General features: G+C 76.3%; 14 protein-coding genes. All 14 read right to left on the reverse strand.

What is annotated here, in order from left to right; genetic code table 11:
- Positions 1 to 65: 65 nt before the first annotated feature.
- The 14 genes from KPL59_RS01530 to KPL59_RS01595 all read right to left on the reverse strand — a co-directional run bounded on the left by KPL59_RS01530 (position 66) and on the right by KPL59_RS01595 (position 18,142).
- Positions 66 to 920, reverse strand: a complete 855-nt coding sequence (locus tag KPL59_RS01530) for a DivIVA domain-containing protein (RefSeq protein ID WP_226359672.1) — start codon at positions 918 to 920, stop codon at positions 66 to 68.
- A gap of 47 nt (positions 921 to 967) precedes the next feature.
- Positions 968 to 1,246, reverse strand: a complete 279-nt coding sequence (locus KPL59_RS01535) for a YggT family protein (RefSeq protein ID WP_226359793.1) — start codon at positions 1,244 to 1,246, stop codon at positions 968 to 970.
- A 21-nt stretch (positions 1,247 to 1,267) separates the two neighbouring features.
- Positions 1,268 to 2,017, reverse strand: a complete 750-nt coding sequence (locus tag KPL59_RS01540) for a cell division protein SepF (protein WP_226359673.1) — start codon at positions 2,015 to 2,017, stop codon at positions 1,268 to 1,270.
- Between the two features lie 128 nt (positions 2,018 to 2,145).
- A complete protein-coding gene (locus KPL59_RS01545; RefSeq protein ID WP_374111580.1) occupies positions 2,146 to 2,928 on the reverse strand; it encodes a YggS family pyridoxal phosphate-dependent enzyme in 783 nt (260 codons plus the stop codon).
- Between the two features lie 64 nt (positions 2,929 to 2,992).
- On the reverse strand, positions 2,993 to 3,715 hold the full coding sequence (pgeF, locus tag KPL59_RS01550) for a peptidoglycan editing factor PgeF (RefSeq protein WP_075311565.1): 723 nt from the start codon (positions 3,713 to 3,715) through the stop codon (positions 2,993 to 2,995).
- A gap of 71 nt (positions 3,716 to 3,786) precedes the next feature.
- Complete coding sequence (gene ftsZ, locus KPL59_RS01555; protein WP_226359675.1) at positions 3,787 to 5,190, reverse strand: cell division protein FtsZ; 1,404 nt, start codon at positions 5,188 to 5,190, stop codon at positions 3,787 to 3,789.
- A 213-nt stretch (positions 5,191 to 5,403) separates the two neighbouring features.
- A complete protein-coding gene (locus KPL59_RS01560; protein WP_226358457.1) occupies positions 5,404 to 6,477 on the reverse strand; it encodes a cell division protein FtsQ/DivIB in 1,074 nt (357 codons plus the stop codon).
- Positions 6,478 to 6,565: 88 nt separating this feature from the next.
- Positions 6,566 to 7,981 carry a UDP-N-acetylmuramate--L-alanine ligase gene (gene murC, locus KPL59_RS01565; protein WP_226358458.1) on the reverse strand — a complete coding sequence of 472 codons (1,416 nt, stop codon included), beginning with the start codon at positions 7,979 to 7,981 and terminating at the stop codon, positions 6,566 to 6,568.
- Positions 7,978 to 9,054, reverse strand: a complete 1,077-nt coding sequence (locus tag KPL59_RS01570; protein ID WP_226359794.1) for a glycosyltransferase — start codon at positions 9,052 to 9,054, stop codon at positions 7,978 to 7,980. Before KPL59_RS01570 ends, murC begins: the two co-directional genes overlap by 4 nt.
- Before the next feature lie 2,178 nt (positions 9,055 to 11,232).
- Positions 11,233 to 12,513, reverse strand: coding sequence for a putative lipid II flippase FtsW (ftsW, locus tag KPL59_RS01575; RefSeq protein WP_043277720.1), 1,281 nt, complete (start codon positions 12,511 to 12,513; stop codon positions 11,233 to 11,235).
- On the reverse strand, positions 12,510 to 13,928 hold the full coding sequence (gene murD / locus KPL59_RS01580) for a UDP-N-acetylmuramoyl-L-alanine--D-glutamate ligase (RefSeq protein WP_226358460.1): 1,419 nt from the start codon (positions 13,926 to 13,928) through the stop codon (positions 12,510 to 12,512). The genes ftsW and murD overlap by 4 nt, the downstream gene beginning before the upstream one ends.
- Positions 13,925 to 14,995, reverse strand: coding sequence for a phospho-N-acetylmuramoyl-pentapeptide-transferase (gene mraY, locus KPL59_RS01585; RefSeq protein ID WP_020627574.1), 1,071 nt, complete (start codon positions 14,993 to 14,995; stop codon positions 13,925 to 13,927). The genes murD and mraY overlap by 4 nt, the downstream gene beginning before the upstream one ends.
- Positions 14,992 to 16,437 carry a UDP-N-acetylmuramoyl-tripeptide--D-alanyl-D-alanine ligase gene (gene murF / locus KPL59_RS01590; RefSeq protein ID WP_226359676.1) on the reverse strand — a complete coding sequence of 482 codons (1,446 nt, stop codon included), beginning with the start codon at positions 16,435 to 16,437 and terminating at the stop codon, positions 14,992 to 14,994. The genes mraY and murF overlap by 4 nt, the downstream gene beginning before the upstream one ends.
- A gap of 94 nt (positions 16,438 to 16,531) precedes the next feature.
- Positions 16,532 to 18,142, reverse strand: a complete 1,611-nt coding sequence (locus KPL59_RS01595; RefSeq protein ID WP_060714742.1) for a UDP-N-acetylmuramoyl-L-alanyl-D-glutamate--2,6-diaminopimelate ligase — start codon at positions 18,140 to 18,142, stop codon at positions 16,532 to 16,534.
- Between the last annotated feature and the right edge of the window lie 365 nt (positions 18,143 to 18,507).

The following is an 18,507-nucleotide window of genomic DNA, read 5'->3' on the forward strand; positions in this document are numbered from 1 at the left end:
CGGCACCTGTCCGCTACCCGGTCGTCGTCGGTCGTCCCCGGCGCCTGGGCGGCGCCGTGGGGCGGTCAGCTCCCGGTGTCGGCCCGCTGGCCGTACCCGGAGGCGGCGTAACCGCCGTTCGAGCCCGACCTGGTGGCACCGGTGCCGTCCGACGGGGCAGCGGAACCGCGACCCTCCAGGTCACGCAGCTGCGACTCCAGGTAGGTCTTCAGGCGGGTGCGGTACTCCCGCTCGAAGGTCCGGAGCTCGTCGATCTTCTTCTCCAGAACGGACTTGTCGCGCTGGATGGCGCCCATGATCTCGTTCTGCTTGCGCTCGGCCTCGCTGACCAGGCCGGACGCCTTCTCGCGCGACTGGCGCTCGAGCGTCTCGGCCCGCGTGCGGGCGTCGTTGAGCATGGTCTCGGCGCGCGAGCGCGCGTCGTTGACCAGGCCGTCGGCCTTCGTCCGGGCGTCCGACAGGAGCTGCTCGGACTTGTTCCGGGCGTCCGACAGCATCGTGTCGGCCTCGTTCTTGGCCTCCGCGGTCAGGCGGTCCGCCATCTCCTGGGCGAGGCCCAGGACCTTGGCGGCCTGCACGTGGTGGTCACCGCCGTCGGCATCGGCGGGTCCGGCACCGGCCAGCTGCGGAGCGGGAGCACCCGCACCACGGCCCATCGGCGACGGCGAGGCGGCCATGACCTGGGTCTGCGCCGGAGCCGGCTGGCTCCGTGCCTCCTCCAGGTCGGCCTCGGCATCGCCGAGGCGCTGCTCCAGCTGCGCGACCTGGTCGCGCAGGTCGTCGTTCTCCCCTATCAGCCGGGCCAGTTCGGTCTCGACCAGATCGAGGAAGGCGTCGACCTCGTCCTCGTTGTAACCCCGCTTCCCGATCGGGGGTTTGCTGAACGCGACGTTATGAACGTCGGCGGGCGTCAGCGGCATCGGATCACCTCATGCGGTCCTCGGCGGCACTCCCGGGTGACTGGGGCTCATCCCAGGAGCTGTGATCTGACGGCGCTCATCGAGATGAACACCACCAGCAACAGAACCATAATCGACAGGTCCAGTCCTACGCCTCCGATACGGACCACGGGGATCACTCTCCGCAGCAACTTGACCGGAGGGTCGGTCACGGTGAAGACGACCTCGAGCGCCACGGCGGGCACTCCGGCGGGTCGCCACTGGCGCGCGAACGACCGGACCATCTCGACGACGATCCGGGCCGCGAGCAGCAGCCAGAAGAAGAACAGGATGTAGTAGACGAACATCAGGATCGCGACGGCCACGACTCAATCCTGTCGGAAAGCTCCGCGCTCGGCGAGTCTCCGCGCGTCGTCCGCGGACACTTCGACGTCGGCCGGAGTGAGCAGGAACACCCGGTCGGTGACCTTGTCGATGCTCCCGCGCAGGGCGAACGCGAGGCCTGCGGCGAAGTCCACCAGGCGTTTCGCGGCCGCGCCGTCCAGATCCGTGAGGTTCATGATGACGGGCACACCGTCGCGGTAGCGCTCGCCGATGGTGCGGGCCTCGTTGTAGCTGCGGGGGTGCAGCGTCGTGATCGACGCCGGTCCCGCGGCGGCCCGGTCGCGCTGCTCCGGCACCGGCGCGGGGGCGACGACGGGCTCGCTCCGCTCCTCGTGTGCCGGGCCCCGGAGGCTCTCCGGGTCCATCGCCAGCGCCCCGCGGACGGCCGCTCCGGCACCCCCTCCGAGGGGTGTCGGGAGGCTCCCGCGCTCCGGGACCAGCCCGAGCGTCTCCCGCTCGCCGCGTGGATCCTGCCGCACGGCGCGCGCCGGGCGGAGGGTCTCCCGCGCCGGGCGGGCTCCCCATCCGTCCTCGTAGCGCACCGCGGGCTCGTAGCGGTCGTCATCGTAGGACGCCTGGTCGGCGAACCGACCGGCCCCGGCGGACCAACGGTCACCGCGCGGGCCGGCGTGGTGCTCGTGGCCGCCCCGGTAGTGATCCGGTTCGTCCACATAGTCCATCTCGTCGGCCGGGACCATGCCGAAGTACGCCTTCAGCCGGTACATCGCGCTCATCCGCTGTCCCCTCGCAGTACTGCTCGACTCCGTACGCGTCCCAACCGCACGCGCACCCCGCGTTCTGGCGACGGTCTCGCCGGCGGCGCGGTGTCCGCCTCGTGCTTAGTACCCACACCCACCAGCGATTACTCGGAGGCTATCCGCCGATCCCCCACAAGGGCCGTACCGACACGCACCACCGTCGATCCGTGACCGATCGCCGACTCCAGGTCCCCGCTCATTCCGGCCGACAGAACCGTGGCCCCGGGGTGCCGTCCGACGGTCGCCCGGTGCGCCTGCGCGATCCGCTCGAACGCCGCGTCGGGCTCCCAGCCCAGCGGCGCGACGGCCATCAGCCCGGCCAGTTCCAGCCCCGGCAGCTCCGTGACCAGGTCGGTCAGCTCGACGAGCCCGTCCGGGGCGACACCGCCGCGGTCGGGGTCGCCGTCCACGCTGTACTGCACGAGCACCGGCAGCGGGCCGCCGCGAGCCCCGGCGTCACGGGCCTTCGCGACCTCCTTGTCGATGGCGCGGGCCAGCCGGGGCGAGTCGACGGAGTCGATCCGTGTCACCCACGGGAGCACCGTCCGTACCTTGTTCCGCTGCAGCCCGCCGACGAAGAACCAGTCCGGGGCGGCGTCCGGGCGCAGGGCCCCGACCTCGTCCACCTTGGACGCGGCCTCCTGCGCGCGGTTCTCGGCGAAGGCGTCCAGCCCGAGGTCCAGCAGCGCGGCCACGTCGACGGCCGGGATCGTCTTGGTGACGGCGAGCAGGTCGACCTCGGAGGGGTCGCGGCCGGCGGCGCGGCAGGCCGCGGCCACCCGCTCGCGGACGGCGGCCAGTCGGTCGGTCAGTTCACCGACACGGTCGGCGGCGGGGGTACCGAGATCGGACACGGGATCGGACACGGGATCGGGCACGGCGCCCATGGTTCCCGCCCGCGGGAGCGCCCGCGAGCCCCGCGTGGTGAGAATCGCCGGGCCGGGGTGCCGGTCAGCGCGGGTCGAGCCAGGTGACCGCGGCCTGGCGGCCGCAGCGGCCGTCGCGGCGGTGGCTGAACAGGTCCGGGTCCTCGACGGTGCAGCGCGGGTCGGTCGCGACCTTGGTGACGCCGAGGTCGGCGAGGCGGCGGACGAGACCGGCCCGCAGGTCCAGCCCGGCCGTGCCGGTGCGGGTGGTGGACGCGCTGCCCGGCAGCACGGCGTCGACCTCGGCGCGCATGGCCGGGGGCACCTCGTAGCAGCGGCCGCAGACCGACGGCCCGAGCAGGACCTCCAGCCGTGCGGGCTCCGCGCCCAGCGCGGTCATCTCGGTCACGACGGCGTCGACGACGCCCGCGGCCGCGCCGACGCGACCCGCGTGGGCCGCCCCGACGACGCCGGCGACCGGGTCACCGAGCAGCACCGGCACACAGTCCGCGGCGAGCACGGCGACACCGAGCAGCGGCACGTCGGTGACCACGGCGTCGACGTCGGCGATGTCCGGGGCGACGCCGCCCGTGCCGGGGCGGGCCCGCGGGGGCTCGCGCAGCACCGCGACGTCACGGCCGTGGACCTGGTTCAGGAAGACCAGACCGGACAGCGCGAGCTCACGTACGACCCGGGCCCGGTTCCCGGCCACCGCGGCCGGGTCGTCCCCGACCCCGGCGGACAGGTTGAACGAGGTGAACGGGCCCTCGGACCGGCCACCGGCGCGGGTGGTGGTGACCCGGCGGATCCGCGCGCGGCGGGTGCCGCCGGCGCGGGCCGCCGTGGTCGGGGCCGGGCCTGCTGAGTCCGGCACGCGGGTCAGCGCCGCATGAACGGCGGGACGTCCACCTCGTCCTCGACCGGCTCGGCCGGGCGCGTCGCGGAACTCCCGCCGACGGTGCCGTGCTGGGCCGGGGCCGACGTCGACGAGGCCGGCGCGGACATCGGGCCGCTCGGGACGGACGCGCCGTCGCCGCCGTGCTGCTGGGTGTCGCCCTGGCGCGGGGCCGGGGCGGTGGGCCGCTCGGGCGGCAGCACGCCGGTGCGCTCGGGCGCCGGCGTGGTGGCGGGCAGGTGCGGCGCCGACGGGGTGGTCGCGGTCGTCGCGGCCCAGCGGGACTGGCCCCGCGGCTGCTGACCCTGCTGCTGGGTCTGGTGCTGCTGGGTCTGCTCGGGCTGCTGCGGGGTCGCGGGCGACGCGGCCTGCTGGGCGGACCCGGCGGGCTTCTGGCTGCCGCGGGCGAACACGGCGGGCTCGAGCTTCTTGTGGGTCGGCGTGCCGCCCTCGAAGCCGGCCGCTATCACGGTGACCCGCACCTCGTCGCCGAGCGAGTCGTCGATCACGGTGCCGAAGATGATGTTCGCCTCGGGGTGCGCGGCCTCCTGGACCAGCGACGCCGCCTCGTGGATCTCGAACAGGCCGAGGTCCGAGCCGCCCGCGATCGACAGCAGCACACCCTGGGCGCCGTCCATCGACGCCTCGAGCAGCGGCGAGTTGATCGCCTTCTCGGCGGCCTGCACCGCGCGGCCCTCGCCGCGTGCGGACCCTATTCCCATCAGCGCCGACCCGGCACCGGACATGACCGACTTGACGTCGGCGAAGTCCAGGTTGATCAGGCCGGGGGTGGTGATCAGGTTGGTGATGCCCTGCACACCGGAGAGGAGGACCTCGTCGGCGGAGCGGAAGGCGTCCATCAGCGAGACGCCGACGTCGCCGAGCTGCAACAGCCGGTCGTTGGGGATGACGATGAGGGTGTCGCACTCGTTGCGGAGCGCCTGGATGCCCTCCTCGGCCTGGCCGGCGCGACGGCGCCCCTCGAAGGTGAACGGGCGGGTGACGACGCCGATGGTCAGGGCACCCAGCTTGCGGGCGATCGACGCGACGACGGGCGCACCGCCGGTGCCGGTGCCGCCGCCTTCACCCGCGGTGACGAAGACCATGTCGGCCCCCTTGAGGACCTCCTCGATCTCCTCGGCGTGGTCCTCGGCGGCCTTGCCCCCGACCTCGGGGTTGGCGCCGGCACCGAGGCCGCGCGTCAGCTCACGGCCGATGTCGAGCTTCACGTCGGCGTCGGACATGAGGAGGGCCTGGGCGTCGGTGTTCACCGCGATGAACTCGACGCCCTTGAGGCCGACCTCGATCATCCGGTTGACGGCGTTGACGCCGCCGCCACCGATGCCGACCACCTTGATCACTGCCAGGTAGTTGTGCGGGGGCGTCATGCGCGGCACCTTCCAGTCGCTCGGGGTCCGGGGTTCGGGTGGGTCAAGCTCCGGGTGCCCCGGGCCTTCGAACGCGCACGCTAAGTGGAGTGCGGTGCCCGGGTCCAGCAGGCGCGCCGCGCAACGACAACACCCCGCTCGGGTGGTTCGTCTTCTCCCCCGATGGAAACGCGCAGGGTCGTCGTCCGGTCACCCGCTGCAGCGGGCGGGTGCTCAGCGTTGCCGGACGGTGACCAGCGACGGGCTGGAGACGTCGTAGACGGCGCCCGGGCGCTGCAGCACCGGCCCGAGGACCCGGGCCCGGGCGGCGGTCTGCCCGGTGTCCGCCCACGGGCCCCACAGGACCCGCCGGTCCTCGGTGAGCCCCAGCTCGAAGGTGGAACCGCCCCCGCCGAGCGACAGCGTCTGGACCTGGTCGCGGACCGGGACCGGAAGCGCCTGCAGGACGCCGACCGCGGCGAGGGTGGCGGGGTCGTCCGGGGCGATGCGCGGCAGCTGCAGCCGGGGCAGCCGCACGTCCGGCGGGGCGTCGCGGTAGACGAACCCGGTGACGTCGACGAGCTTCGGTCCGTCCGGTGTGTCGAGCACCGCGGCCGGAGTGCGTTCGGTCACGACCACCACCAGGGTGTCCGGCCAGGACCGGTCGACCTCCACCGCGGCGACGCCCGGGATGGCCGACACCCGGGCGGCGACGCCGTCGGTGTCCACCGCCGCGAGCGGGACCCCGGTCTGGTCGCCGGCGGCGTCCTCGACGTCGCGGACCGGGATCTGGCGGGTGCCGTCGACCCGCACGGTGGCCACCGGCGGGCCGTACTGCCCCAGCGCCCACCAGCCGGCCGCGGACACCCCGAGGAGCACGACGGCGGCGGTGGCCAGCACGGCGACGAGGCGGCGGCGCCGGTAGCGGGGGTCGCGGCTGCGCGACCGCTCGGCCGCACGGGCCGCCGTGCGCTCCCGGACGGCGGCGGCCGCGCCGCGTCCGGTCCCCCGGCCCGCCGTCCCGGCCCGGTCGGTGCCGGCCGCCCCGTCGTCGGTCGCCCCGTCGTCGGCGTCGGCGGCGGCGTGGTCGGCGGCGGCAGCGTGGTCGGCCGCGGCAGTGTGATCGTCGGTGTCGGCGGGGGTCCCGGCGGTGCCACGGCGTCCGGCGCGGCGTTCGGCGGCACGGCGCTCGCGGATGCGGCGGGCACGCTCGGCGGCACGCCGTTCCCGGTCCGGGTCACGGCGGCCCGAGGAGCGGGCACCGTCCCGGGCCCGGTCGTCGCCGGTGTCCTGCTCGTCGCTGCTCATCGTGCCCCCGCTGTGCCGCCGGTCTGCCGCCGGTCTGCCGCCGCTGTCCCACTGCCGTGGCGCTGGTGTGGCGCTGCTGCCCGCGCGCTCACCCCTCGCCGGCGAGCTCCCGCAGGATCTCCGGCCCGAGCGCGGTGACGTCACCGGCGCCCATGGTGATCACGACGTCCCCGTCGGTCGCGAGCGCGGCGATCGCCGCGGGTGCCCGCTCCCACGAGGGGGCACGGTGCACCCGCTCGGCCGGCAACGTCACCGCGTCGGTGATGAGCGCCGGACCGACGCCGGGTTCGGGATCCTCCCGGGCACCGTAGACGTCGAGCACCATCACCTCGTCCGCCAGCGACAGCGACGCGCCGAACTCGGCGGCGAACAGCCGGGTGCGGGAGTACAGGTGCGGCTGGAACACGACCAGGACGCGGCCGCGCCGCCCGTTCCGGACCGGCGCGGCCTCGCGGGCGGCGCGCAGGGTGGCGGCGACCTCGGTGGGGTGGTGGGCGTAGTCGTCGTAGACCGACACGCCGCGGGCGCGGCCCTTGAACTCGAACCGGCGCTGCACCCCGCCGAACCCGGCGAGCCCCTCCAGCAGCACGGCTGGGTCGGCCCCGACGGCGCGGCCGGCGAGGAAGGCACCGAGCGCGTTGAGGACCATGTGCTCACCCGGGACGCCGAGGGTGAGCTCGTGCTCGGCGTCGCCGGTGCGGAACCGGGCGCGGCAGCCGGTGCCGTCCGGGGTGAACTCGAGCAGCCGGGCGTCGTGGCGGCCGGTCGCGGTGCGGCCGTAGCGCAGCACGGTGACGCCGGCCTGCTCGGCCCGCACGGCCACGGCCTCCGACCCGGGGTCGTCGGCGCAGGCGACCAGGGTGGCGCCGGGGACGAGCCGCTCCAGGAACCGCTCGAACACGGCCCGGTAGGCGGCCTCGTCGCCGTGGTGGTCGAGGTGGTCGGGCTCGACGTTGGTGACGATCGCGACCGACGGGGCGAACGCGGTGAACGAGCCGTCGCTCTCGTCGGCCTCGACGACGAACACGTCGCCGCTGCCGTGGTGCGCGCCCGACCCGGACACCGACAGGTCGCCGCCGATCGCGAAGGACGGGTCGGCCCCGGCGTGCTGCAGGGCGACGGTGACCATCGACGTCGTCGAGGTCTTGCCGTGCGTCCCGGCGACGGCGACCAGCCGCCGTCCCTCGGTCAGCGCGGCCAGTGCGACCGCCCGGTGGACGACGTCGTAGCCGCGCTCGCGGGCGGCGGCCAGCTCCGGGTTGGTCTCCCGGATGGCGGTGGAGACGACCACGGTCGGCGGGGCCTCGCCGTCGTGCCGCAGGTGGCCTGCGTCGTGCCCGGTCTCGACGCGGGCACCGAGCGCACGCAGCGCGGTGACCGTGCGCGAGTCCCGCGCGTCGGACCCGGAGACCGTGGCCCCGCGGGCGAGCAGGATCCGCGCGATCCCGCTCATCCCGGCGCCGCCGATCCCGATGAGGTGGACGTGGTCGGAGAGCACGCTCACCGGCCCGCCACCTCGAGGACGATGCGGGCGATCTTCTCGTCGGCCTCGCCGTGCCCGGCGGCGCAGGCGCGGCGGCCCATGGCCAGGGCCAGGTCGGGGTCGGTGAGCATCGGCATCAGTTCGTCGATCGCGCGGTCGCCGTTCATGTCCTCGTCCTGCACGAGCTTGCCACCCCCGGCCTCGACGACCGGACGGGCGTTGAGCGCCTGCTCGCCGTTGCCGTGCGGCAGCGGTACGTACACCGCGGGCAGCCCGACCGCGGTCAGCTCGGCGACGGTGGTCATGCCCGAGCGGCCCAGGACGACGTCCGCGGCGGCGTAGGCGAGGTCCATCCGCTCGATGTAGGGCACCGGCACGTAGCCGGGCCGCGGGTCGGCGGGGGTGCCGCCCTTCCCGTACGCGTGCAGCACCGAGATGCCGCGCTCGGTGAACGCCGGCAGCGAGGCGGCGACCGCCTCGTTGAGCGTCCGGGAGCCCTGGGAGCCGCCGAAGACCAGCAGCACCGGGCCGTGCGGCGGCAGGTTGAAGTACGTCCGGGCCTCCGGCCGCAGCGACGCCCGGTCGAGGGTGGTGATCGAGCGGCGCAGCGGCATCCCGACCACCTCCTCGTTCGCGAGGCCGGTACCGGGCACCGCGACGCAGACGGCGGAGGCGAACCGCGCGCCGACCTTGTTCGCGAGCCCGGCGCGGGCGTTGGCCTCGTGCACGACGATCGGCACCCGGCCGCGGGCACCCAGGTATGCGGGCAGCGAGACGAACCCGCCGAACCCGACGACGACGTCGGCCTCGGCCGCCTCCAGCACCTCCCGGACCCGCTTCACCGCACCGCGGACGTTGCCGGGGAGCTTGAGCAGGTCGGCGGTGGGCTTGCGGGGCAGCGGCACCGGCGGGATCAGCTCGAGCGGGTAGCCGCGGGCCGGGATCAGCTGGGTGTCGAGGCCCTTCTCGGTGCCGAGCGCGGTGATCCGGGCCCCCGGGACGAGCCGGCGGATCGCGTCGGCGACGGCCAGCGCGGGCTCGATGTGCCCGGCCGAGCCACCCCCGGCGACGACGACCGACAGGCCGCCCGACACCGGACCCGGTGCCTGCCCCCCCGCGGGACGCGTGGTGGCGGGGCCGCCGGTGCGGGTCGCGTCGGGGGCCGTGGGTACGGGCACGCCGGGTCCCTGCACACCCTCGCCCTGCGGGCTCTGCTGCGGGCCGGTCGGCTGCGGACCGGTCGGCTGCCGACCGGGCACCTGGGGGCCGGGTCCCTGGAAGCCCTGGGGCTGCGGGGCGCCGGGATCCTGGGGGTTCTGCGGGGCACCCGGGCCCTGCGGCCCGGGAGCGCCGGGGACCGGCCGACCGGGAGCGCCGGGGCCGTACTGACCGGGGACACCCGGTCCACCAGGGCCGTACTGGCCGGGGGCGCCGGGGCCTGCCGGGCCGAACCCGCCCGGGCGGAACGGGCCGGTCCCCGCGGGACCCGGTCGTCCGGGGCCCGCGAACCCGGGCGCCGGGCGGCCGGGGCCCTGCTGTCCCGGGGCGGCCGGGCCGGGGCCCTGTCTGCCGGGGGCATGGGGGTGGTGCGGACCGGTGCCGGTCAGGGCGTTCGGGCCCGTCGGGCCGGGACGCCCGAACTGCTGCGGGCCGGGTCCGCCGGGGACCGGGCCGGGGCCCTGCGGACCGACGCCGGGACGGCCCGGCGCGTACGGGCCGGGGGCGAACCGGCCGTGCGGCGGAACCGGACCGCGGGGGCCGGTCGCCGACAGGGCGCCCGGCTCGGGCCCGCTCTGCGGACCGGTGGCGGTGACGCCGGCGTGCTCGCGCTCGTCGGGCCGGCCCGGGCGCTGCTGCGGAGCCGACGGAGGCCGGGCCTGCTGCCGACCGGTTCCCGACGGCCCGTCCGCCGAGGCGGCGGCCGGGAGCCCTGCGGTGTCACCGGCGGGCTGCGCGACGGTCGGCGGTTCGTCGGGGGCCGCCTGCTCACCCCGGGCGTCGGCGACGGGCCGCTGCGGGCCGGTCCCGGCGTCGGGTCCGGACGCGTCGGCCGAGTCCGGGCCGGTGCCGTTCGGGACGGCACCGTTCGGGACGGCACCGTTCGTTCCGGTGCCCTCCGCACCGGCGCCCTGCGGGGTCGTGGTGTGCGGCGTGGCGACGGTGGGGCCGGTGTCCGTGGCGGACCCGCCGGGAACGTCCGGTCCCGGACCGGCGGCGGGGCCGTCCTGCGCCGGGCCGGTGCGCGGCACGCCGTTCACCGGGTCGCCGGACCGGGTCGGGTCCGCGCCGTCCGCCGGGCCGCGGTCCGCCGGCGCCGATCCGCCGCGTCCGGTGCTCGCGCGCGGGGTGAACAGGTCGTCGGCCGCACCGGGTCGCGCCGGCATCGCTGCGGGGGGCACCGGTCGCCCGGGCCGGCGACGCGGCAGGCCGCCCGGCTGCCCTCCGGCGTCGTCGGAACGCGGGGCGCCGGTGCGGCCGCGCGGCCCACCGTCCGGGGCGCCGTCCTGGCCGCCGGTCACGGCGTTCGGGCCCTGCGGGGCGCCCTGGTCCCCGCCCCCGGCAGCGCCGCGCGGAGCCCCGTTGCGCGGGGCCCCGTTCAGCGGGGCGCCCTTGCTCGGGTCGCCGTTCTGCGGAGCGCCGTTGCCCGGGGCGCCGTTCTGCGGAGCGCCGCTGCCCGGGGCACCGTTGCGCGGAACGCCGTTGGAGGGGCCGTCGTTGCGCGGAGCACCGTTGAGCGGGGCCTCGTGGCGGTCGGTGCCGTCCGGCCGGGGCTCCTCGTGCGCGGCGCCGCCCACCGGCCGTGCCGCCCCGCGGTCGCCGTGCGCGACGCCGTTCGTGCCCTGCGACCCGCTCCCGTTCAGCGGGCGGGCACCCGGGCGCCGGGACTGCGCGTGCGGGTCCCACCCGGTCCCGGGCAGCCGCTGCGGCCCACGCGCGCCCTGCGGCTCCCCCGGCTCCGCGGAGGGCTGTCCCGAGGGGGGCTGCGCCGACGGGGGTTGCGCGGGGGCGCTGAACAGGTCGGAACCCGACGGGGTCTCCGCAGGCCAGGCCGGGCGCCCACCCGTGCCACCGGCTCCGTCGGGCCCGCCGAAGACCACGCCGTCCGGCCGGACCTCGTGGGGCCCGGGAGCACGGCCGCCCATGGTCGGACGCCGGCCGGGCTCCCGGCCCGAGCCGGTGCCGTCGTTCCCGCCGGTCTGATCCGTACCCGTCACGCTCTCGTGCCCCTTGCGTCGTCCGTCGTGTCCGCTTCCACCCGGAGTGGGAGCGCCCTAACGCGCCGCCCACCGCGACACCGGGACCGGTGCGCGGTAGGGCTGCGGCAACGGCAGGCGCAGCAGCTTCGCCAGCCGCCCCTGCCCGTCCTTCCGGAGCGCGGCGACCGCCTCCGGCTCGTGCCGGGCCGCGTTCGTGAGCAGCCCGAACAGGAACATGGTCACCACCAGCGAGGTACCGCCGGAGGAGATCAGCGGGAGCTGCAGCCCGGTCACCGGCAGCAGTCCCACGACGTACCCGATGTTGATCGAGGCCTGGACGACCAGGCCCGCCGTCGACGTCGCGACGACGATCCGCAGCCACGGGTCGGTGTTGCGGGCGGCGATCCGCATGCCGGTGTAGGCCAGCGTCGCGAACAGTGCGAGCACCGCTCCCGCCCCGACCAGCCCCAGCTCCTCGCCGATGATCGCGAAGATGAAGTCGTTGTGGGCGTTGGGCAGGTAGTCCCACTTCGCCCGGCCCTGGCCGAGCCCGACGCCGAACAGGCCGCCGTCGGCGAGCGCGTACAGCGCCTGCGTCGCCTGGTACGCCGGACCCAGCGGGTCCGCCGACGGCGACAGGAACGCCGTGATCCGGCTGGCCCGGTAGCCGGCGGTCAGCCCGAGGATCACCGCACCGGCCAGGCCGCCGCCCGCGATCAGCGCGAGCAGCTTCACCGGGGCACCGCCGAAGTACAGCAGCGCGAGCATGATGATCCCGACCGAGATCGTCATGCCCAGGTCGGGCTCCAGCACGAGCAGCGTGAAGATCACCAGCGTCACCGGCACGACCGGGTTCAGCGCGTGCTTCCAGCGGTGCATCACCGCGCGGCGGGCGGCCAGCACGTGCGCGCCCCACAGCGTCAGCGCGATCTTCGTGCCCTCCGACGGCTGCAGCGACACCGGGCCGAACGCGAACCACGACCGGGCGCCGCCGCGCAGCGCGCCGATCCCCGGGATCAGCACCAGGACCAGCGCGACCAGCCCGATGATCAGCAGCACCGGTGCCGCGGCCCGCAGGCGTCGCGGCGGCACACGCAGACCCACGTAGAACAGCACGAGCCCGACCCCGCAGAACATCAGCTGGCGGGTGAACACCGAGTACGACGAGCCGTCGCCGACCGACGACGCCGACAGCACCATCACCAGCCCGAACAGGGTCAGCAGCCCGAAGACGCCGAGGATCAGGTGCAGCGAGGTCAGCGGCCGGCGCAGCCAGCGCCGCAACCGCCGCACGGCCCCGCTGGCGCCGGTGACGGCGACCTGGCCGAGCGTGCGGTCCGGCGCGGCCGGGCTCACCGGGACACCCCGGCGGCGGCCAGACCGGCGACGGCCGCGGCGAACGCGTCGCCGCGGTGGGCGTAGTCGCGGAACTGGTCCATCGAGGCGGCGGCCGGGGCGAGCAGCACGACGTCGCCGGGGCGGGCCAGGCCGGACGCGCGGCGGACCGCGGCCGGCATCGGGTCCTGCAGGTCGGAGGGCGCCATCGGGCCATCGTGTCCCGGCGCGACCTCGTGCACCGGGAGGCCGGGCGCGTGTCGCGTCAGCGCCTCGACGATCGGTGTCCGATCCGTCCCGATCACGACGATCCCGGCCAGCCGCTCGGCGTGCGCGGCGGCGAGCAGACCGAGCTCGGCCGGGTCCACACCCTTGAGCAGCCCGCCGACCACCCAGACCGCGCGGGCGCCGGGCCGGCGGGCGGCGACGGCGGCCAGCGCGGCCCCGGCCGCGTGCGGATTGGTCGCCTTCGAGTCGTCGAGGTAGGTGACACCGGCGTGCTCGCCCACCGGGGCGCTGCGGTGCGGGCCGGGGGTGAACGCCGCCAGGGCCGCGCCGATGTGGGTCGGGTCGACACCGTGCGCGCGGGCCAGCGCGGCCGCGGCGAGCGCGTCGGTGATCCCGGGCGGCCCCGGAGGGACGACGGCGTCGGCCGCGAGCAGCTCCCCGCCGCCGAACGCGCGGTCGGTCAGCACCCCGTCGGCGACACCGAGCTGGTCCGGCCCGGGGGCGGACAGCGTGACCCCGACCCGGCGCGGAGCCGGGGCCCGTGCCAGCAGCCGGGCCGCGACGGCGTCGTCGACCCCGCCGACGGCGACGTCCCCGACCAGCGCGCGGGCCTTCGCCGCGGCGTAGGCGTCCATCCCACCGTGCCAGTCCAGGTGGTCCTCGGCCACGTTGAGCACCACGCCCGCGGCCGGGCGCACCGACGGCGACCAGTGCAGCTGGAAGCTCGACAGCTCGACGGCGAGCACCGCGTGGCCCGCGGCGACCGCGGTGACCACCGGGTGGCCGATGTTGCCGCAGGCGACGGCGTCCACCCCGGCGCGCGCGAGGATCTCGGCGAGCATCTCGGTGGTGGTGGTCTTGCCGTTGGTGCCGGTCACCACCAGCCAGGACGGCGGCGTGTCGCGCAGCGCGCCGAGCCGCCAGGCCAGCTCCGGCTCCCCGATCACCTCGACACCGAGCCCGGCGGCCTCGGCGACCAGCGGGTGGTCGGGGCGTCGCCCCGGCGAGGTGACGACCGTACGGACCCCCTCGGGGATCCCGCCGCCGCGCCACGGCTCGACGCCGTCGGGCAACGAGGCCAGCGCCTCCTCCCGGTCGTCGGACAGCAGCACCCGGGTGCCCGCGTCCACCAGGGCCGCCGCGGCCGCGAGACCGGAGACACCGGCCCCCGCGACCAGGACGGGTCCCCCGCCGAACGGGCCGCTCATCCGGAACCCGACATGGACAGCCACTCGGAGTAGAAGATGCCCAGCCCCATCGCCGCGCAGATCGCGGCGAGCAGCCAGAACCGGATGATGACCGTCGTCTCGGCCCATCCGGCCAGCTCGAAGTGGTGGTGGAAGGGCGCCATCCGGAACAGCCGCCGCCGCGAGGTGCGGAACACGATGATCTGCAGCGACACCGACAGCGCCTCGACGACGAACACACCGCCGATGACCACGAGCAGCAGCTCGGTGCGGGTCACCATGGACAGGCCGGCGAGCAGGCCGCCGAGCGCCAGCGAACCGGTGTCGCCCATGAAGATGCGGGCCGGCGCGGCGTTCCACCAGAGGAACCCGATGCAGCCGCCCATCGCGGCGGCGGCGACCAGGCCGACGTCGAGCGGGTCGCGGACCTCGTAGCAGCCGGCCGTCGCGGCGATCGCGCAGTTGTTGCGGAACTGCCAGAACGCGATGATCACGTAGGTGCCGAGCACCATCGCGGCGGTGCCCGCGGCGAGGCCGTCGAGGCCGTCGGTGAGGTTCACCGCGTTCGACCAGGCGGCGACGATCAGGTTGCACAGCAGCACGAAACCGACGACGCCGAAGCTCAGCACCGTGATGTCGCGGACGAACGACAGGCTCTCCGAGGCCGGGGCCAGGTTGCGCTCGTTGACGAAACGCACGGCGAGGATGCCGAAGATCGAGGCGGTCAGCACCTGGCCGACGATCTTCGAGGTCTTGTTGAGGCCGAGGTTCCGCTTCCGGCGCAGCTTCAGGTAGTCGTCGAGGAACCCGACGACGCCCAGCGCGGTGGTCAGGAACAGCACCAGCAGCGCCGAGGCGGTGATCGGCTCCCGGGTGAACGCGTGCGAGCCCAGATAGCCGACCCAGATGGCGAGCAGGATCGCCACGCCGCCCATCGTCGGCGTACCGCGCTTGGACTGGTGGCTCTGGGGGCCCTCCTCGCGGATCTCCTGCCCGAAGCCCTGCCGCGCGAAGAAGCGGATCAGGTACGGGGTGAGCAGGATCGACACCGCGAGCGCGAGACCCGCGGCCAGGAACAGGCCTCTCACCGGTACACCGGTCCTTCGGTCGTCAGCAGGCCGGCGGCGAGCCGCTCCAGCCCGGCGCTGCGGGAGGCCTTGACCAGCACGACGTCGCCGGGCCGGGTCCGCTCCCGCAGCAGGGTCAGGGCGGCGGGCAGGTCGGCGACGTGCTCGGCGCCGGGCCCGTAGTCGGGCGCCCCGACGGCGACCACCAGGGCCCCGGCGGCGCGTGCGTACTCCGCGACCCCGGCGTGCTCGGCGGCCGCGTCGTCCCCGATCTCGGCCATCGGGCCGAGCGCCGCCCAGGCCCGGCGGTCCGGACCGGCGATCTGCCCGAGCGCGTCGATCGCGGCGCGGACGGACTCGGGGTTGGCGTTGTAGGCGTCGTTGACGACGGTCACCCCGTCGGCGCGGTCGGTGACCTCCATCCGCCAGCGCGACGCCGGCGACGCCGCGGACAGCGCCGCCGCGATCCCGTCCGGGGTGCCGCCCAGCTCCAGGGCGACCGCGGCGGCGGCGAGGGCGTTGGAGACCTGGTGCTCCCCCACCAGCCGCAGCGCGACGTCGGCCGCCCCGGCCGGGGTGACCAGCCGGAACGACGCCCGTCCCGAGGTCAGGGCGACGTCGGTGGCCCGCACGTGCGCGTCCGCGGCGCGTCCGAAGGTGACGACCCGGGCGGAGGTGCGGGACGCCATGGCGGCGACCAGCTCGTCGTCGGCGTTGAGGACGGCGACGCCGCCCCGCCCGCCGGGCAGGTCACCCGGGGGCAGCGCCTCGACCAGCTCGCCCTTGGCCGTGGCGATCGCGGCGCGGGACCCGAACTCGCCGAGGTGGGCGGAGCCGACGTTGAGCACGACCCCGATCCGCGGTGGCGCGATCGCGCACAGCGCGGCGATGTGGCCGATCCCGCGGGCGGAGAACTCCAGCACGAGGTTGCGGGTGCCCGCGTCGGCGCGCAGCGCGGTGTACGGCGTGCCGAGCTCGTTGTTGAACGACTCCGGCGGCGCGACGGTCGGCCCCAGCGGGGACAGCACCGCGGCCAGCAGGTCCTTGGTGGAGGTCTTGCCCGCCGATCCGGTCACGCCGACGACGGCGAGCCCCGGCAGGGCGCCCAGCACGTGCCGGGAGAGGCGGCCGAGCCCGGCCAGGACGGCGGCGCCGGTCCCGTCGGGGTCGACCGCACCGAGGTAGGTCTGGCTGTCGCGCCCCTCGACCGGCGGCACGACGATCGCCGGGGCGTCGACCTCGCGGCCCGCCAGCACCGCGGTCGCCCCGCGGGTGACGGCCTGCGCGGCGAAGTCGTGGCCGTCGGCCCGCTCCCCCGGCAGCGCCAGGAACAGCCCGCCCGGCCCGATCCTCCGGGAGTCGAACTCGACGGCGGTGACCGGTGCGGCGGCGGCCTCGTCGTCGATGCGGTGCAAGCGCCCGCCGGTCACGGCCGCGATCTCCGCCGGCGTCATCTCGATCATCGCCCGCTCGCCTCCACCGGTCCGATCCGTCTTCCTGCCCGTGCGCGGGCCGTGCCGGGTGCCGGCACGGCCCGCCGTGATGCCCCGCGGCGCGTCACGTCGCCGCCCGGATCGCCGCCACCAGCTCGTCGGTGTCGTCGAACGGGTACTTGACGCCGTTGATCTCCTGGCCCGCCTCGTGGCCCTTCCCGGCGACCACCACGGCGTCGCCGGGGCGGGCGGAGCGGACCGCGTAGACGATCGCGCTGCGCCGGTCGCCGATCTCGATGACGTCGCCGCGGGCGGGCTCGGCGAACGCGCCGTCGAGCATCGCGCGGCGGATCGCGCCGGGGTCCTCGCTGCGGGGGTTGTCGTCGGTCACGACGAGCACGTCGGACCGGATCGCGGCGGCGGCGCCCATCAGCGGGCGCTTGCCGGTGTCGCGGTCCCCGCCGCAGCCGAGCACGGTGATCACCCGCGCGTGCGGGCGGACCTGGCGGCGCAGCGCGTCGAGCAGGGCGGCGACGGCGGCGGGCTTGTGCGCGTAGTCGACGACGCCCAGCCAGGGCTGACCGGCGTCGACGCGCTGCATCCGACCCGGCACCGACGCCCGGGCGAACCCGGCCGCGGCCGTCTCCGGGGCGATCCCGTCGGCGTCGAGCACGGCCAGCGCGACGAGCGCGTTCGCGACGTTGTAGCGGCCGGGCAGGCTCAGGGTGACCGGCACGGCGAGCCCGCCGGGGCCGACCGCGGTGAAGGTCTGGGTGCCGTCGGGGTGGGCGGTGAGGTCGCGGACCGTCCAGGTGGCGTGCGGTCCGCGCGGTTCGGAGGAGACGGTGACCGCGTCGCGGTGGCGGGCCGCCAGCCGACGGCCCCACTCGTCGTCGACGCAGACGACCGCGTGCCGCGCGGCCTCCACCCCCGCCCCGCCACCGCCGAACAGCCGGGCCTTGGCCTCGAAGTAGTCGGTCATCGTGGGGTGGAAGTCCAGGTGGTCCTGGGACAGGTTGGTGAAGGCCCCTGCGGTGAACCGGGAGCCGCCGACCCGGCCGAGCTCGAGCGCGTGGCTGGAGACCTCCATGGCCACGTCGGTCACGCCGGCCTCGACCATGACCGCGAACAGCGCCTGCAGGTCCGGCGCCTCGGGGGTGGTGAACGCGCTGGGGAGCGCCCTGGCCGGGCTGCCGGGGACCTGCACCCGGGTCCGGACGGTGCCGAGCAGGCCGGTGGCCCGTCCGGCGGCGGTCAGGCCCGTCTCCAGCAGGTGCGCGACGGTCGTCTTGCCCGAGGTGCCGGTCACCCCGAGCACCCGCAGCCGGGCGGTGGGCTCGCCGTAGACGGCGGCCGAGACCGGCCCGAGGACCTCGCGCGGGTTCGGGTGCACCAGCACCGGGAGCCGGGAGTGCCGGATCTCGGCGCGGTCCGCGCCGGCGGCGTCGGTGAGGATCGCGCCGGCGCCGGCGGCGATGGCCTGCGCGGCGAAGTCGGCGCCGTGCGCCCGGGCGCCGGGCAGCGCCGCGAACAGGTCGCCGGGGCGCACCGAGCCCGCCCGCAGGGTCGCGCCGGTGACGGTGTGCGGCCCGGCGGCGGGGTCGAGCAGGGGGCCGGGGCCGCTGCCCGCGGTGCGCGGGTTCAGCTCGGCACCGGCGAGCCGCCCGAGCAGCGCGACGTCGACCGGGCGCACCTGCGAGGGGCGCTCCGGCAGCGACTCGAGCGGACCCGCCACGTCACCCGTCCCCGTCCGGTCGCCGACCACGCCACCCGGCCCGCCGTCGTGCGCGGTTCCACCGGTGCTCCGGGAGCGGGCGGTGGCTGCGGTGTGGAGGTCGGGCACAGGGCCGGAGATTACCGACCGGCACGGGCCGCCCCTCCCCCCGGTCGGACGCCCCCGACCGCTCACGGAGGAGGTCGCGGCGGGCGGCGGACAGACGACCGACACCCGGCCGTCCGACCAGCCGGATACGGCCATCCGGCGCAGGTTCCGGCCCGGTGGGCGGGCCGCCGGGCAGGGCGCACGGCGGCCCGGCCGACACCCGTACGGGTGGGCAGCGGCCGGGACCGCCCGACGCAGCCGGACCGCACCCGGCCGCG

Source organism: Pseudonocardia sp. ICBG1142, from assembly GCF_020496255.1.
Lineage (GTDB): Bacteria > Actinomycetota > Actinomycetes > Mycobacteriales > Pseudonocardiaceae > Pseudonocardia.

What these genes read in the sequence shown, in the direction of transcription:
- murD (WP_226358460.1), bottom strand. Translation starts at nt 13,928, where the DNA reads ATGAGCGGCCCGTTCGGCGGGGGACCCGTCCTGGTCGCGGGGGCCGGT.
- murF (WP_226359676.1), bottom strand. Translation starts at nt 16,437, where the DNA reads ATGATCGAGATGACGCCGGCGGAGATCGCGGCCGTGACCGGCGGGCGC.
- KPL59_RS01540 (WP_226359673.1), bottom strand. Translation starts at nt 2,017, where the DNA reads ATGAGCGCGATGTACCGGCTGAAGGCGTACTTCGGCATGGTCCCGGCC.
- KPL59_RS01560 (WP_226358457.1), bottom strand. Translation starts at nt 6,477, where the DNA reads ATGAGCAGCGACGAGCAGGACACCGGCGACGACCGGGCCCGGGACGGT.
- KPL59_RS01535 (WP_226359793.1), bottom strand. Translation starts at nt 1,246, where the DNA reads ATGTTCGTCTACTACATCCTGTTCTTCTTCTGGCTGCTGCTCGCGGCC.
- ftsZ (WP_226359675.1), bottom strand. Translation starts at nt 5,190, where the DNA reads ATGACGCCCCCGCACAACTACCTGGCAGTGATCAAGGTGGTCGGCATC.
- KPL59_RS01545 (WP_374111580.1), bottom strand. Translation starts at nt 2,928, where the DNA reads ATGGGCGCCGTGCCCGATCCCGTGTCCGATCCCGTGTCCGATCTCGGT.
- KPL59_RS01530 (WP_226359672.1), bottom strand. Translation starts at nt 920, where the DNA reads ATGCCGCTGACGCCCGCCGACGTTCATAACGTCGCGTTCAGCAAACCC.